The 16985-nt window shown below is 35.6% G+C and carries 11 protein-coding genes and 2 pseudogenes; 7 read left to right on the top strand and 6 right to left on the bottom strand.

What is annotated here, in order from left to right:
• The first annotated feature begins 6 nt into the window (after positions 1-6).
• Together ACZ1GR_RS02165 and ACZ1GR_RS02170 are read left to right on the top strand one after the other, a co-directional pair.
• Positions 7-1470, top strand: a complete 1464-nt coding sequence (locus ACZ1GR_RS02165; RefSeq protein ID WP_472610622.1) for a RagB/SusD family nutrient uptake outer membrane protein — start codon at positions 7-9, stop codon at positions 1468-1470.
• Between the two features lie 175 nt (positions 1471-1645).
• On the top strand, positions 1646-3436 hold the full coding sequence (locus ACZ1GR_RS02170; RefSeq protein WP_472610623.1) for a PKD domain-containing protein: 1791 nt from the start codon (positions 1646-1648) through the stop codon (positions 3434-3436).
• Between the two features lie 325 nt (positions 3437-3761).
• Here the strand turns inward: ACZ1GR_RS02170 and ACZ1GR_RS02175 are convergent, their stop codons facing one another.
• Entirely contained in the window at positions 3762-4808 is a 1047-nt protein-coding gene (locus ACZ1GR_RS02175) for a GntR family transcriptional regulator (RefSeq protein ID WP_472610624.1), read from the bottom strand.
• Between the two features lie 149 nt (positions 4809-4957).
• On the opposite strand from ACZ1GR_RS02175, the gene ACZ1GR_RS02180 reads away from it, so the two are divergent.
• From ACZ1GR_RS02180 to ACZ1GR_RS02200, 5 genes are all read left to right on the top strand, one after another.
• Entirely contained in the window at positions 4958-7063 is a 2106-nt protein-coding gene (locus ACZ1GR_RS02180) for a bifunctional aldolase/short-chain dehydrogenase (protein ID WP_472610625.1), read from the top strand.
• A 114-nt stretch (positions 7064-7177) separates the two neighbouring features.
• The gene (locus ACZ1GR_RS02185) at positions 7178-8458 is read left to right on the top strand and encodes a sugar isomerase (RefSeq protein WP_472610626.1); all 1281 of its coding nucleotides are present in this window, start codon (positions 7178-7180) and stop codon (positions 8456-8458) included.
• 10 nt (positions 8459-8468) lie between these two features.
• Positions 8469-9842, top strand: coding sequence for an FGGY-family carbohydrate kinase (locus ACZ1GR_RS02190; protein ID WP_472610627.1), 1374 nt, complete (start codon positions 8469-8471; stop codon positions 9840-9842).
• A gap of 6 nt (positions 9843-9848) precedes the next feature.
• Positions 9849-10997: an alpha-hydroxy acid oxidase gene (locus tag ACZ1GR_RS02195; protein WP_472610628.1), complete on the top strand. Its 1149-nt coding sequence runs from the start codon at positions 9849-9851 to the stop codon at positions 10995-10997.
• Between the two features lie 38 nt (positions 10998-11035).
• On the top strand, positions 11036-12451 hold the full coding sequence (locus ACZ1GR_RS02200) for a purine-cytosine permease family protein (protein ID WP_472610629.1): 1416 nt from the start codon (positions 11036-11038) through the stop codon (positions 12449-12451).
• Between the two features lie 306 nt (positions 12452-12757).
• Here ACZ1GR_RS02200 and ACZ1GR_RS02205 read toward each other — a convergent pair whose 3' ends face one another.
• From ACZ1GR_RS02205 to galT, 5 genes and pseudogenes are all read right to left on the bottom strand, one after another.
• Positions 12758-13033 (bottom strand): hypothetical protein, encoded by a 276-nt coding sequence (locus ACZ1GR_RS02205; RefSeq protein ID WP_472610630.1) that lies wholly within the window; start codon positions 13031-13033, stop codon positions 12758-12760.
• 13 nt (positions 13034-13046) lie between these two features.
• Positions 13047-13301, bottom strand: coding sequence for a glycoside hydrolase family 3 C-terminal domain-containing protein (locus ACZ1GR_RS02210; protein WP_472611846.1), 255 nt, complete (start codon positions 13299-13301; stop codon positions 13047-13049).
• Positions 13302-13304: 3 nt separating this feature from the next.
• Positions 13305-13919, bottom strand: a pseudogene (locus ACZ1GR_RS02215) (glycoside hydrolase family 3 N-terminal domain-containing protein); the annotation flags it as partial.
• A gap of 702 nt (positions 13920-14621) precedes the next feature.
• Positions 14622-16112 (bottom strand): glycoside hydrolase, encoded by a 1491-nt coding sequence (locus ACZ1GR_RS02220; RefSeq protein WP_472610631.1) that lies wholly within the window; start codon positions 16110-16112, stop codon positions 14622-14624.
• A gap of 214 nt (positions 16113-16326) precedes the next feature.
• Positions 16327-16685: pseudogene (gene galT / locus ACZ1GR_RS02225) on the bottom strand (galactose-1-phosphate uridylyltransferase).
• Between the last annotated feature and the right edge of the window lie 300 nt (positions 16686-16985).

The following is a 16985-nucleotide window of genomic DNA, read 5'->3' on the forward strand; positions in this document are numbered from 1 at the left end:
ATTGAAATGAAAAATATAGCGATACGATTTATCATAGCATCAACGATTATTGTCTCTTTTAGTGGGTGCGACGACTTTTTGGATGAGGAACCTGAAACATTCCAAACTCCTGAGAATTTCTTTGAAACAGAAGATCAAGTCAACGAGGCGATAGCGGCAATCTACAACACTAACCGTGGACTAATGAATGGAGGTCATTGGCGTTTCGGCGAAAATAGATCTGACAACTCTAGTTTTCAGTTTAATCCCGCAGATCGTGGTGGAATTAACAATGAAGATGTTGACAATTTTCTGATGCTCTCGGCCAACCCCAATCTTTCAGGGTATTGGAACACGAGCTATTCTGGTATTTCTAGAGCTAACTTTGCCTTGGAGAACATAGATAATGTGACTTTTAACAATGAAGCCACTAAGGATGTGAGAAGGGGAGAAATCCTTTTCTTGCGCAGCTGGTTCTATTTCAATCTGGTACAACTTTTTGGAGATGTTCCTTATGTTACCTCAGCAGGAGATTCCCCAGAGGAAATCTTATCAGACGAGTTTCTGGAAAGGATCCCTGTAGATAATGTATACATGAACACCTTAGCGGACGTACAAGAAGCCATCGATTTGTTGCCTAATCCAGAAAATACTGAAAGTGGTCGGGCTACTCGCGGAGCGGCACTTATGCTTAAGGCAAAAATGCATATGGCTCTACAAGAGTTTCAAATGGCAGAAACATTGCTGGAAGAGATGCAAGGTCTAGGTTATTCTTTACAGGCTGACTATGCCAATATTTTTGCGCCAGACAATAAAAATAACAGTGAAATGGTGTTTGAAATACAATATTCTTTTGCTCTAGGACAAGCCTCTAATTTTGTATCTAGGTTTGTTCCTTTTAATAGTGGCAACGACATTTTGGGCGATAGTGGTCCTGCCGGTTCGAGAGCAGGACAAAACCAACCCACGACAGACCTCATCAATCTATACGATTCAGATGATGATCGCTTTGTTCATAATATCTCTTTTTATGATAATGGTACGACTATAGAACCTTGGATGAGCAAATTCAATTATGGTTTTGAAGATGATGGATTACAAGATGTTAATTTCCCGATGTTCCGCTACGCCGATGCATTATTGATGTTGGCGGAGTGTTATGAAGAAACTGGAGGAGGTGACCCTCTACCGCTATTGTTACAGGTCAGGAGCCGATCTATGCCAGATTCAAGTTTAAACACCGAAGAATTATCAGATTTGGGGCAGACCATCGCTGACGAACGGCGAAGGGAACTAGCTTTCGAAAACCACCGCTGGTTCGATTTGCTGCGTACGGGCAAGGCCGTTGAGGTTATGACCGCTCATGGTATAGAACAAAAAGCAGAAAAAACTACAGTTCCAGACCAAGCCTATATCAATATTAGAACTGTATTGGGTATTCCCTTTGGTCAAGTAGAGGAATTTGGTTTTACACAAAATCCAGGCTGGTAATTAAACTGAGCTGTGAAGTAATAGTGCTAATTAATAGACTGCAACAAATCATGTCTGATAGCTATAGGAACAGAGAACTTTTAAAAAAATAAATTTAATTACGGTTCAAGTCTACCTGCCAAACAGATAGGCGATGGAGCTTTTGAATTTCGATTATTGAGTAAAAAATAACAATATGAAAACAAAATTTAATGCCGCGTTAATCCTTTTTTCCATTATATCATTAGTTATTATGTTTGGATGCGATGACGATAATATTATTGTAGATACACCCTACACATTGTTTACGTTTGACGTTGCCGACCTTACGGTTAAGTTTACAAACGGGTCCGTGGATAATCCTGAAAGTTATAGCTGGGATTTTGGGGATGGGCAATCGTCAACTGAAGTAAATCCAATCCACACTTATCAACAAGGTGGTACGTACACTGTTGTATTGACTGCCGCGAACAGTTCAGGAGAAGATCAGTTCAAAAGAGCAGTAACAGTTAATGAACCCTTGCCACCGCTACCAGCTGTAGTTTTTGAATCATTTGACAGCTATAATGCTGATGCTACCTTAGAAGGACAGGGCTCAGCTATGAACGGATGGTCAGGAGCATGGACTAAATTGTCTGGCGATGATGTCAATGTAGTTCCTAGGGGCGTTATCAATAATGATATAGCAGTGGTGACTTCTGGGAATTCTCTGCAATTGGACGCAAGTGGTACTAACACACGATACAAACGTAATTTCTCGACGCCATATGCGGATAACGGAAATACCTATTGGTTTGCCTTTCAGGCAAAATTTGAGAACACAGATCTAGATGGCGGTGAGGTACAAGTCATGTTGATAGATAATGATGCTGAAGCGTTTGGTGCAGGGGGAGGAAATGGACAATTTTTGGGTATAGGTAAAACTATAAACCCAAGTGCTCTAGGTATTATGACCTTTGGGCCATTTAATAACGTTGAGGCAACAACAGTTACAGCTGACGGCACACTATGGTTGGTAGCTAAGATACAGACCAATGGAACCGCTGATCCCGATGTGGTAAAATTGTTTGTAAATCCAACTCCCGGCATTCAACCTGCGGATGGAACAGAAGTAGTGACTTTTAACGCTCCTGAACTTAATGGTGGATGGCAAGGAATTGGTTTTAAATACAGTGGAGGAAATGCTTCAACTGTTCAGATAGATGACATATATGTTGGAAATACGTTTGAGGATGTTACACCTCAAAATTATATGGATCTCCCACCGCCGATAGTTGAATCGTTCGATGACTATACAGTTAATGCAACAGTAGAAGGACAAGGTACTGATACCGACGGATGGGCCGGACCTTGGTCTAAATTAACAGGAGGTGATGTAAATGTTGTTTCTGGAGGAATTGATAATAGCACAATTCCAGTAGTGACTTCAGGAAATTCATTATTACTTGATGCAAGTGTTGGTGCTACTCGTTATAAACGCTTACTATCAGAAGCTTTTGTGGATGATGGCCGTACGTATTGGTTTGCTTTTCAAGCAGAGTTTGATGGTGCAAGCGGCGACACTGGAGAATTAGTGGTCATGCTGGTTGATAATGACTCGGAAAGCTTTGGCGGAAGTGGCGGAAATGGTCAATTTTTGGGTATCGGTAAAACCATAAGCCCTGGTGCTCCTCTTGGGATAATGACTTTTGGACCATTTAACAATGTTAACTCAACAGATGTTACTGTAAACGATGGTCCTCTATGGGTAGTTGCCAAAATTGAAACTAATGGAACCGCAGAGAACGATTTGGTTAGAGTGTTTGTCAATCCTACCCCTGGTACCGCACCTTCAAACGGTACAGAGGCAGTATCTTTTGCTGTACCTGAACTTAATGGTGGCTGGCAGGGAATTGGTTTTAAATTTAACGGAGGAGCTACTACTGCGAAAATCGATGACATTTATTTAGGATATAGTTTTGCCAATGTTACTCCAGAAAATTATTAATAGAACTGGACAGGTATAAATCACTATTTGACTTTTAAGGGTTTGCCTAAGGCGTTGAACTAGATAATTTGGTATCCCTGTTAATAGTCTTAAAACAGTACATAATTATTAGATTTTGCAGTTAGTTAGTTTATTAGCGGCACTTATGATTTAAAATCTTTGGTGCCGTTTTTTATTACGGATTAATTAGACAACGATAATTGTAGGTTAGAACAAACTGTTGTTTGTAAAAGCAGTATTGAATAATGAACAGAAGAGAAAAGGGATAACGAGTGAATTAATTCAATATATTTAGAATTCTTTGTTTCTATCGATAAATCAATTGTTAAACCGAATTTCTATCAATAAAATAGAATGGATTTTTAATTTTGGCTTTTTCTTGGTTTATAATGAGCTCTGCGCCTTGTCTTCCCATAGCATCAAAATCGGTTGTAATTACAGTGATTCCAAGAAGTTCCTTCAACGGAGTATCATTATAACTAATCACACCAATTTCCTTTCCTAAGGTCATATCCTGATCTCGGATCCACTTTACAAGCTTTACTAGGTCACTTTCTTCAATAGTAATAAATAAGTCCCCTTTCTTAAGTATAATTTCATCATAAATTTCATCGATAATATCAAACTCTATATGATTCTCGATGCAGAACTTTCTAAATCCATGTAATATTCGTTTTGGATATGGATATACTGCTTTTTCAGGATAAATTAATATAATCTTTCCATAACGTGCTATTTTTTCAATACCAGATTTTAAAGCTTCGTAAATATCGTTTTCAAAATCTTGATAAATTTCGATAACGTTACGTTCAAAGCTCAATTTGTTATTATCCATAATTACAAGCTTCTCTACTGGGATTCTTTTTATAGATTTTAACACTTCGGGTGTATAACTTGTATGTTTAAGATCATCTGTTTTAAAGTGAGGCATAATGACGTAGTAATCGTATGCACCAATATTTTGTTCCATTAGATTCAAAAAAAGTGACTCGTCACAATGGTAGATGTGAAGATCGGTGTGCCCATCACCTCCCATCTGGTTTATGAAAGCATTATATATTTTTAATTTATATGAACTTAATTTATTGATAAGAAATAGAACATTTATTTTCGCCAAAAGTTCAGTTCGTGAAATGTAATAACCCTTTCCTTGAATAGAACTTATAACCTTTCTTTTTTTCAGAATGTTATAGGCCTTTTCAACTGTGTCCCGTGAGAGGTAAAACTCCTCGCTCAAACCGTTTATAGATGGTATTTTTTGTCCCATTTTAAGATGTCCTCGAGATACATTATAGAGAATGTTATCTACAATTTGTTGATATTTAGGTTTTCTAGATTTAGGGTCTATGGCTATTTGTTCAAAAACGCCCATATATTCTTTCGTTTATGTAATTTAAATGAATCTAATGATATAATTTTTCCTGCCTAAAAATAAGCAACATAAAATCTTAACGGTACAGTGCAGGACAGAAATTTAAAGTTAGGTATTTAATTTAGATGAGATATAAATACGCCTTATTAATGGAAAACGCTTTAAAAAAATTTAAATATGTAGATTATCTATGGGACCAAGACCACGCAGATAGCTTCAATGAGGATCAAGTGGCTTTATTTCTATACCGCTCCAACCTTTTGGGAACCGATTTGCGCATTACCAATTATGGTGGTGGCAACACCAGCTGCAAAACAATTGAAAAAGACCCTCTAACCAATGAAGATACTGAGGTTATGTGGGTTAAAGGTTCTGGCGGAGATATAGGCACATTAACAAGAGCTGGTATTGCTGGTCTCTACGTAAATCGCTTACGCAACCTTAAAAATGTTTATAAAGGTTTACATGATGAAGACCGTATGGTAGGTTTATTTAACCACTGTATTTACGACATAAATAGTAAAACTCCTTCAATAGACACTCCGTTGCACGGCCTTTTACCGTTTAAACATATAGACCATTTACATCCAGATGCTATTATCGCCATTGCCTCAGCAGAAGGTAGCGAACAAATAACAAAAGAAATTTGGGGAGACACAATGGGTTGGGTACCATGGCAACGTCCAGGTTTTGATCTAGGATTGCAATTGGAAAAATGTCTAGAAAAAAACCCAGGTATTAGAGGTATTGTTTTAGGTAGCCATGGTTTATTCACATGGGGAGATACGTCTTTTGAGTGTTACATGAACAGTCTCGAAGTTATAGAAATAGCTTCTAATTATATCGAAGAAAAAATCAAGGAACAAGGAAGTGTTTTTGGCGGACAGAAAATTGAAAGTTTGCCCAAAGACAAACGCTTAAACAAAGCCGCTCAAATAATGCCTCTTCTCAGAGGTTTATGTTCTTCCGAAAATCGAATGATTGGTCATTTTTCAGATAGTGATGTGGTTTTAGAATTCATTAATAGTCATAATTTAGAAAAACTGGCTCCCATGGGCACATCTTGTCCAGACCATTTCTTACGCACAAAAATTCAACCTTTAGTATTACAACTAGATAAAAATGAAGACCTATCAAATGGTGATGCCATTTTAGAAAAATTAAAACCTGCATTTGAAGCTTACAGAGCGGAATATGCATCCTATTATAACACGTGTAAGAAAGACAACAGTCCGGCGATGCGTGACGCCAATCCTGTAATTATCATTTATCCGGGAATTGGTATGTTTAGTTTTGCAAAAGATAAGCAAACAACAAGAGTCGCTAGCGAGTTTTATGTAAATGCCATCAATGTGATGCGCGGAGCTGAAGCCATTTCATCATATACATCTTTACCAAGACAAGAAGCGTTTGATATTGAGTATTGGCTATTAGAAGAAGCTAAACTTTCTAGAATGCCAAAAGAACAACCTCTATCTCGTAAAGTAGCCTTAATTACAGGAGCTGGTGGAGGAATTGGTAAAGCCATTGCAGATAAATTAACTGCAGAAGGAGCGAATGTAGTACTAACAGATATTGCCGAAGATCGATTAATTGAAGCAAATGCGACCTACAAAAGAGATGTGTCTACTTTTGCTGTTTGCGACGTAACTGACAAACACTCTATTGCTGTAGCTTTTGATAAAGCTTGTGTTGAATTTGGTGGTGTGGATATTATAGTGCACAGCGCTGGATTAGCCATTTCCAAACCTTTAGAAGATACTAACGATGAAGATTGGAATATTCTGCAAGATATTTTAGTAAAAGGACAATTTGAATTAGCTAAACAAGCTGTTGCTATTATGAGAAAGCAAAATTTAGGGGGAGACTATATTTCTATTGCTAGTAAAAATGGATTGGTCGCAGGCCCTAATAATGTCGCTTATGGAACAGCAAAAGCTGCACAACAACACATGGTGCGTTTACTCGCTGCTGAACTAGGAAAAGACAAGGTAAGAGTAAATACTGTAAATCCAGACGGAGTTATAGTAGGCAGTAAAATATGGGAAGGTGCTTGGGCAGAAGGACGCGCAAGAGCAAATGGCATATCCGTAGAAGAGTTACCTGCTTTTTATGCAAAACGAAATTTATTAAATGAAATCATTACACCCGATGATATCGCCAACGGTGTCTTTTCATTAGTGGGTATTTTGACCAAAACGACAGGGAATATTGTAAATATAGATGGTGGCATGGCCAATGCTTTTGTAAGATAATTGTTTTGAATACAATTACTTTTAGTTATAATAACTTCCATAGATTAATACCCATATTTATGGAAGTTTCTTTTGTAAAATTATATTTATTCCCAAAAAGAAATACGATAACAAATGCAACTAAACGATCAACACATACAACACACAAATAATAACAAGCTTAAAAATCATAATGAGAATTATACTTTTTTAGCCCATAAACTATCTAAAAGCGATCATAATGTTTCAGAAATCATTTCTAAACTATCTCAATTTCAGGTTGCCATACCAAGTTGGGCGTTAGGTGCTGGTGGAACGCGTTTTGGGAGATTCTCTTACCATGGCGAACCTTCTAATTTGGAACAAAAAATAGAAGATATTGGTATTATTCATGCGCTTACACAAACCGCTGGTGCTGTATCGCTTCATATTCCTTGGGATGCTTCAAACGATTATAATGCAATAAAAGAATTAGCCACATCCTTAGATATTAGATTTGATGCCGTTAATTCTAATACATTTCAAGATCAAGAAGGCGCTAAGGAAAGTTATAAATATGGCTCATTAAGTAATACAAGTAGAGCTGTGCGTGAACAAGCCATAAGGCATAATATTGATGTTATTGACATAGGAAACAAATTGGGGTCCAAAAGCTTAACCGTTTGGTTGGCAGATGGCTCTAGTTTCCCTGGTCAAAACAATTATCAAACTGCATTACAACATACTCAAGACAGTTTAAAATCAATTTATAAACACCTTCCAAGCGACTGGAATATGCTTATTGAATATAAACCTTATGAGCCTAATTTTTATAGTACTGTAATTCAAGATTGGGGCACCTCTTTTATGTTAGCAAATGAATGTGGAGAAAAAGCACTATCACTAGTAGATTTAGGACATCATTTACCTAATAGCAATATTGAACAGATTGTATCTACCTTAATGCTAAAAGGCAAATTAGGTGGCTTTCATTTTAACGACAGTAAATATGGCGATGACGATTTAACGGTTGGCAGTATTAAACCTTATGCCTTATTCCTAATTTTTAATGAATTGGTATATGGGATAAAAAATAATCCTCAAAATCCAGAATTATCTTGGATGATTGATGCAAGTCATAACATAAAAGATCCTCTTGAAGATTTAATTCAATCCCTTGAAGCCATTCAAGAAGCCTATGCAAAAGCACTATTAATAGATCAAGATTCATTGAGAGCTGCGCAGTTAATTAATGATGTCGTTCAGTGTCAAGAAATTCTTCAATCTGCATATCGCACAGATGTTAGACCATTAATTGAGCGTGCTAGATTAAATTCTGGCGGAGCATTAAGTCCAATAGATGCCTATCGTTCCCTAGATATAAGAAATGAATTGATTAAAGAACGTGGAAAACATACAGTGGCTACTGGGCTTTAAAATTAAGGGTATGCAACAAAAAGTTACGGCAATTTTTGATATCGGAAAAACAAATAAAAAATTCTTTCTCTTTGATAAAGATTTTCAGCAAGTCTATAAAGAATATTTTCACTTTGATGAAATTGAAGATGAAGATGGTTTTCCTACTGAAAATTTACCCGCACTTCAAAATTGGCTAAAGACTGTTTTTAATCAAATTTTAAAAAGTGACAAATATGAAGTAAAAACCGTTAATTTTTCATCTTATGGTGCGAGTTTAGTTCATATTGATGAAACCGGGGAACCTTTAACACCCCTTTATAATTACATAAAACCAATAGATCAAAATTTAATCAAAAAATTTTTAAAAACACATGGACCAAAAGAAGAATTTTTAAGAACTACAGGATGTTCGGATTTAAATATGCTAAATTCTGGGCTTCAATTGTATTGGTTAAAGTATGCAAAACCAGAAGTTTTCAAAAAAATAAAATATTCCTTACATCTTCCACAGTATCTAAGTTATGTTTTCACAGGCATTCCTTTAAGTGAATATACAAGTATTGGTTGCCATACTGCATTGTGGGATTATAATAAAAAAGACTACCATAAATGGGTTTATGCTGAAAATCTTAATAAAATATTACCGCCGATTGTTTCTGCAGAAACCAGCATTAATATGAATTACAATGGTAAACGCATTAAAATAGGCGTTGGCATCCATGATAGTTCTGCCGCACTTTTACCCTATGTGAGAAGCATCAAGAAAAAGTTTGCTTTAGTTTCAACGGGCACTTGGAGCATCGTTTTTAATCCCTTTGCAGAGCGACAGGATATTTTAAAAGATAAAGGAAATCAAGCTACAATTAATTATATGCGTATTAATGGCAAACCCGTAGAGACCAGTCAATTATTTTTGGGTAATGAATATAAAGTTCAGGTTCAGAAACTCGATGCCTATTATGGCGTATCAGAAGATTATCATAGACATGTTAAATTCAATTACTACACATATTACGAACTTATAAAAGATTTTGAACCATGCTTTAAATGGGAAAGCATCTCGGTTGAATATGAACCTAAAAAAACAAATTTAGCGTTTGATAAATATGACCATGCTTATCACCAATTAATGATTGAATTAGTTAATCTTCAAATTGAAAGTATAAAAAAAGTGATTGGCACAAGTGATATAAAGCGCATTTATATTGATGGTGGGTTTAGCAAAAACGATTTATATATTAAACTACTATCTCATTACTTTAGAGAGAAGAAATTACGAACAACCGACGCCTCATTAGGATCTGCTCTTGGTGCCGCTATTTCAATTTCGGATAAGAAGTTGAATTCAAAATTTCTCAAAAAAAATTATTCATTAAAAAAACATGTTCCATTTATTATATAATAAATTATGGCATTACAAATTGACACACGCTATCCTTCTGTTGATGACTTAAGAAGGAGAGCTGAAAAAAAAATTCCAAAGTTTGCTTTTGAATATTTAGATGGTGGCTGCAATGAAGATGTCAATATACGTCGAAACACTTCAGAACTAAGGAAAGTTCAATTAAGGCCCAACTATTTAAGATACCATGCTGGCTCTTCACTTAAAACCAAGTTGTTTGGTATAGAATATAATGCGCCATTCGGTATTGCCCCTGTGGGATTACAGGGTCTAATGTGGCCTAATGCACCAGAAATTTTAGCTAAAGCTGCTTTTGAACATAATATTCCTTTTGTGTTAAGCACAGTTTCTACTACTAGTATAGAACGTGCTAGCGAACTCACAGAAGGCAAAGCATGGTTTCAATTATATCATCCAACAGATAATAAATTAAGAGATGACATTATTAAGCGTGCAGAAGCAGCTCATTGTCCTGTTTTAGTAATTCTTTGTGATGTACCGACGTTTGGTTTTAGACCTAGAGATATTAGAAATGGGCTTGCAATGCCACCAAAAATGAACTTAACCAATATTCTACAAGCATTTGGCAGACCAGACTGGAGCTTACAAACTCTAAAACACGGCATTCCAAATTTTGAGGTTTTGAAACCCTATATGCCAAAAGGGTTAGATTTGAAACAATTAGGAAAATTCATGAACGAAACCTTTTCTGGTCGATTAAATGAAGAAAAAATAAAACCAATTCGCGATATGTGGAAAGGTAAACTTGTTCTAAAAGGTGTGGCTTCAGAATATGATGCTGAAGAGGCTATAAGGTTAGGTATCGATGGCATTATAGTTTCTAACCACGGAGGTCGTCAGTTAGACGCTGGCCAGGCGAGTATTAAACCACTTTCTATAATTTCGAAAAAATATGGAGATCAGATAGAAGTGATGATGGACAGCGGAATTCGTTCAGGTTCAGATGTAGCGAGGGCCATGGCATGTGGAGCAAAATTTACTTTTATGGGTAGATCATTTATGTATGGAGTAGCCGCTCTTGGAAAACAAGGAGGCAATCATACCATATCCCTACTAAAAACTGAATTACAACAAGTTATGGAACAACTTTGCTGCGAAAAAACAACAGATTTTCCATATTATTTAATAAAATGATTTATTTAGAATACCGATAAGCAATTAAACCATACTATATGAGTCAAGTAAGTATTGAAGAGGAGATGATTGAGGATATTGCTGGAGGAGAATTTGAAAGAACCCCTGTACCAAAATCCAACCTTAAAGGTTGGAAAAGCTTCATAGGTATGTACGCCGGAGAACATGCTGCAGGCACCGAATTTATGATTGGTCCTTTGTTTTTAACAGCTGGTGTTAGTGCCTTCGATCTTATTGTTGGTTTATTAATCGGAAATCTTTTAGCTGTTATAAGCTGGCGATTTTTAACAGCTGAAATCGCTGTTAAAAACAGACTCACTTTATATTTTCAATTAGAAAAGATTTGCGGCAAAAATTTGGTTACCGTTTATAATCTTGCAAATGGCATTTTGTTTTGCTTTTTAGCAGGTTCCATGATAACCGTATCCGCTACGGCCGTTGGCATTCCATTTGATATGCCAATGCCAAAGTTAACCGATACCATGCCAAATGGTATTACTTGGATTGTTATTGTGGTTTTAATTGGTGCAGTTATTTCTATAATTGCAGCGCGTGGCTATGATACAGTAACGAAAGCCGCTAACTGGATGTCACCAATAATTGTACTGGCATTTATTGCTTGTGGAATAGTAGCTTTAAATCAATTAGATGTCACTAGTTTTTCTGATTTTTGGAATATTTGGGGTGAGGGTTCTGAACCTTTTCCTGGACAGATTAAATTTACCTTTTGGCACGTTGTTATTTGGTCTTGGTTCGCCAATGCCGCTATGCACGTCGGTATGTCCGATTTATCTGTATTTAGATTTGCTAAAAAGGCAAAAGCAGGGTGGGCAACAGCCGCAGGAATGTATGTTGGACATTACATGGCTTGGATAGCCGCTGCCTTATTATATGCAGTTTATTTAAAATCACCAGAAGCACTAAGTTTTTTAAATAACGGTGAAGCTCCACCAGTAGCTCCTGGACCATTAGCACATAATGCTATCGGTATTTTCGGTATTATTGCTGTTGTTTTAGCTGGTTGGACCACAGCAAATCCAACTATCTACAGAGCAGGATTGGCATTTCAAGCCATACTACCAAAATTGTCCACAGCAAAGGTTACCCTTTTGGCAGGTGCTATCGCGACAATCGCTGGTTTATTTCCTGCGTTTGCAATGAAACTTCTCGGCTTTGTGGCATTATATGGCTTTATTTTGGCTCCTTTTGGTGCAGTAATTGTCTTTGAACACTTCTTTCATAAAAAAATAGGAATTATTAAAAATTATGCAGAGACGGCTAATATTTCATTCAATAAATCCGTGTTTTGGGCATGGGCAATAAGCTTTGGTCTATTCTATTTTATCTCAATACAATTTGATGTGTTTTTATCTTTTGTTACGCTACCTGCTTGGTTATTTTGTGGAATTTTGTTTATAGCATTTAGTCGTTACTTTAACAAGAACAAAAGCTAAAAAAATAGTTATCTAATTAACTCTAAGTGACTTTTAAAATTAAACCTCGAAGGATTATAGCTCTAGTCTATAACTTTAAAAGTTTCTTTTAGTTTTGTTTCTGATTTTCCACCCACGAAAACATTAAATTGACCCGGTTCTGCTTCCCACTTTTTATTAGCTGTGTAAAATTGAACATTACCCGATTCAGATCCTAAACGCCAACACTCTAAAATTGTTGGCACGAGTTGCGATAGATAACTTAAATCCATTAGACGGCCATTCATTAAAACTATAACAATATTATTATTAGCCTTTTTATTGCTTCTAATAATTCAATTTGTAGTCCTCAAACCCAATATCTGTCTGACTGCGACCTTCACCAGATTGGTAAGCATCTTCACCAATAGCTAATAAAACGACATCAGCCTTTTTGGCAATTTCAACCGTCTTTTTTATGCCAGACCTATCGATGGTATTAAATTTTATGGAATGTAAAAACTGATTCTCACCTGGTTCAATGGTCGGAATAGTTAAATCAATCCCTTTCTCATAGTAAACAATTGTGTTTTTATCTACGGCAGTCTTTACCCCTTCTAACAATGAAACAGCAGAATTAAACCGCTTCAGCTCTCCAGTTGCCTAAAGGAGTGTCCTTATTATCTGCTAAAGGTCCAATAACAGCAATACTTTTGGTGGCTTTAGAAATAGGCAAAAGATTTTTGTCGTTTTTTAGTAAAACAATAGATTTTTTAGCAACATCTCTAGCTATCTTTAAATGTTCTGTGGTATATAAGAAATCCTTCTCTCGATTCTCATTACAATATTTATAAGGATCAACAAAAAGGCCTAGTTGAAATTTAATACGCAATACGCGCTTTACAGCATTGTCAATAAGCTTTAGAGAGACTTTACCTTCGTTTATCAATACCTTTAAAGAAGCCCCATAGGCATAAGATTCCATATCCATATCCATATCCATATCACTACCTGCATTTAAGGCAATTTCAGATGCATGCTTTTTATCGACTGCATAGCCGTGCGCTTGCATCTCCCGAATATCTCTCCAGTCTGACACTACAAAACCGTTCCAATTCCATTGGCTTTTTAAAAGCTCTCTTTGTAAAACTTTATGACCTATCGCAGGAATACCATCGATATCATTAAAGGCATTTATAAATGTAGCCACTTCATCTTTTGCAGCAGCTTTAAATGGAGTTAATATAACATTGTGTAACTCATGTTCACCAACATTAGCGCTATTTAAGTCCCTACCAGCCTCACCAAAACCATAGCCAGCAAAGTGCTTAGAGAAAGTCGCAATTGCATTGAAATTTTTCGAACTATTGTCCTGGAAACCATTAACTCTTACAACTCCAATTTTTGCAGCTAAGTAAATATCTTCACCGGAGTCTTCAATAATATGTGACCAGCGCACATCTCTTGATGTGTCTAAAATTGGTGTAAATGCCCAATTTAAACCCGAAGCGAAAACCTCTTTTTGACGTCATAGATGCTGACTTTTCAATGATATCTAAATCCCAACTTGTCCTTTCTCCCAAAGGTACAGGGAAAATGGTTTTATAATCATGAATGACATCTTAGCCGAAAATTAATGGAATTTGTAGTCAGATGTTTTCCATAACAATCCTCTATGTTTCACAAATGGAAGGCTCCAATATGATATTGAGCATTGAACCAATTGAGTAATTTTTTGGTCTATCTTCATTAATGCCAAAACAGAATCAATTTTTCGCTCTGTATTTAGATGAATTAAAATAGTTTTGTCCTTTGACTCTATATGATAGTTGTTTTTGATTGGTCTGTTGATGACCATCCAATAAGCAAAAGTATTACTTTATTGACCAGAATTTTTGGCTTTGAAAGTCTATTTGCTTGTATTTTCATAACATTATAAGTTCTCCATACTGAATTAAACTAAAAAATAAAAATTGCTTGATAAGATAATACGATTATCAGCTTTTCAAAGTTTTTGATATTAAGTCAAATCACAAATATGTATTGCTGCAATGTTATTAGCATCCTTTCCTTAGTAGATTTATCTTAACATATTATAGCACAAATAATTAATTTTGAAACACTTCTTATTTTATTGATTATCATCAGAATTACTATATCTACAATTTAGCTAGTTTTAGCAATTTAAATGGTCTAAAACTACAACCCATTATTAATCAACTATAGAAATTTTAAGTGTATTTACAGAAAACTTATTCACAGAGAAAGTAAGAGTTTCTAATGGAGTTTCATAATTTTCAGAAGCAAGCAGTGCTCCGTTATTTGTCTCATCAGTAGCGGTGAGCGAATAACTATCAATGTTAAATCTACCCGAGTCGCCCTTGTTTAGAGTTACTGAAACTTCTCTGTTCTTATTGGAGTAGTTGGTATAATTTAAATAAATTGTGTCCTGTCCCATCTTTCTAAATGCGGTTACCTCTGAGCTATTGCCGAAAACATTTTCATAACCCAAAACATGTGATAATTTGGGTTGTGTAGAGGTTAATTGTTTAAAAGCATAATAGTGTTTGTATGGCACCGGATTTGCAGCTCCCCACTTGACACGAATAAGCCCACCAGGGTGAAATTCGTCCGGATAATTATTCTCAAAATAAAACCAAGAACTAACCCCATTTCTAACTGCAGTACCAAATAAGTTTGACATTGACAGCGCCCCTTTTAATGGCCTATCCGCATAAACGTAATTCAATCCATCACCTCTTAGAGCATGTGTTTCTGATTGATACAAAGGTTTACCTTCAATAGCACTCACAATTTCCGCAAACGTTTGCGTATTAACTCCATTCTCGTATTGGTGCAAAGCCACTATATCTATTTGGCTCCACGCATCTGGATGTTCACTTTTAAAAAAATTCACATAATCAAGACAGCCATTTGTAGAAATAGTACTAGGCCCCATAATTAAAGGAATTGGCATTCCTGTAGTATTGATTAAGGGGTCATTTAGCATTTCTTTAAACTTTGGTACGGCAAACTTAAAGATACGCGCCACAGCTTCTTTTGTATTTCCATTTAGCCCATAATGATATTTTCTAAAGGTTCTGTCTAAATCAGGTTCGTTAACGACATTTAGGATTTCTACAGATACACCACGCTCATCAAATCCTTTAAATAACGCAAAAAACCACTGTGCTAATCGATCGTAAATTAAAGGGTCATCTGTGTTTAACACCTGTAAAACCTCTCCATCAACAATAATCTCTTGCATTAAATCATCAGGGAATTTATTTCCAACTAAAGAGAATTCAATTTCGGGCCTGTACACCTTGGCTGCTTTTATGTAATTTGCTCTTCTATCAAAATAAGGGGGGTCATCAACAGGATAAATTTCAATATAATCTTGTAAAAATTTCATATTACAATCTTTTGCTATCATTTGAATTGCCTCGTCTTGAGCAGCATCATTCATACTATAATGATGCCCCATAAATAATCCTATGGATACTCCTGCCCCAAGAAATTGATGCTTATAATTTTCTACATTTAAAACGATTTCCTGTGTTTCAAAAGTTGGTTGTTGGACACCTCCTGTACTTTCATTATCATTATCCTTTTCACATGACATGAATGCAAGTGCAAGACTAATTAATATTAAAGGTAAATTTGTAGCTGTTTTTATTTTGCCGATTCCCCTTGTTAGCATAGCTTTGAGTTTAAAGATTAGAATTGTTCACTAAAAAATCCTAATCAAATAGATGATTTGGATAGTTTAATGGAAACATAAAATTTCAATTCAACTAATATATTGAGAATCATATGTCTTGGCATCCTGTGGTGTCTTGTATAAGACTATTAAAATTTCAGTAGAATGAGGGTGGGCCAAACTCAACTATAAATAAATAGCCAAATTATTAAAATTATGCTCTTAATCTGTCAGCGGCCTGCTCCGGTGCTGTTATATCATGTTGTGGTGAACCAAACATTTCATAACCAACCATAAACTTTTTTACTGCAGCCTTCTAATTAGCCGTGGATAAAAACTTATGTGCCAATGCCAAAGAACGTTAGGTTTGTTATCGGTTGATGCTTGATGAATTCCGTTAGAATGAGGAAAAGAACATTCAAATAGCTTGTCATATATTTTGATGGTTCTAAAAATGGCGTCTGCAAACACTAAGCTTTCTTTATCAGATAGTTGGTTTATATCTTTTTGCACTCTTTTAAGAACAATCATGTTTTTAAAAGGCCAAGCGCTAATAATGGACATACTTAACATTTCTGCGTCTCCTTTTCATGGTATTATATTATTCAGGCCATTTAAACACTGTAAAAAATCAAAGATGGATAACAAAGGTATTTTATTGTAAAAAAATCTTTCTGGATTTACTGAAGCTCCGTGAGATAAGATTTTGGCACCAAATATAAGTCCACAAAATGATTACGGTCGAAACATTATACCAATATAATGGAAACTTATTTCTTTTCAATTTGAAATAGTTTAAACAACCTACTTAGTAAAATTTAATTTGAGATTATTTATATGAATTTGTAAACGAAACTCATAAAACCTTCCAAA

The organism is Croceitalea sp. W27 (assembly GCF_055693185.1).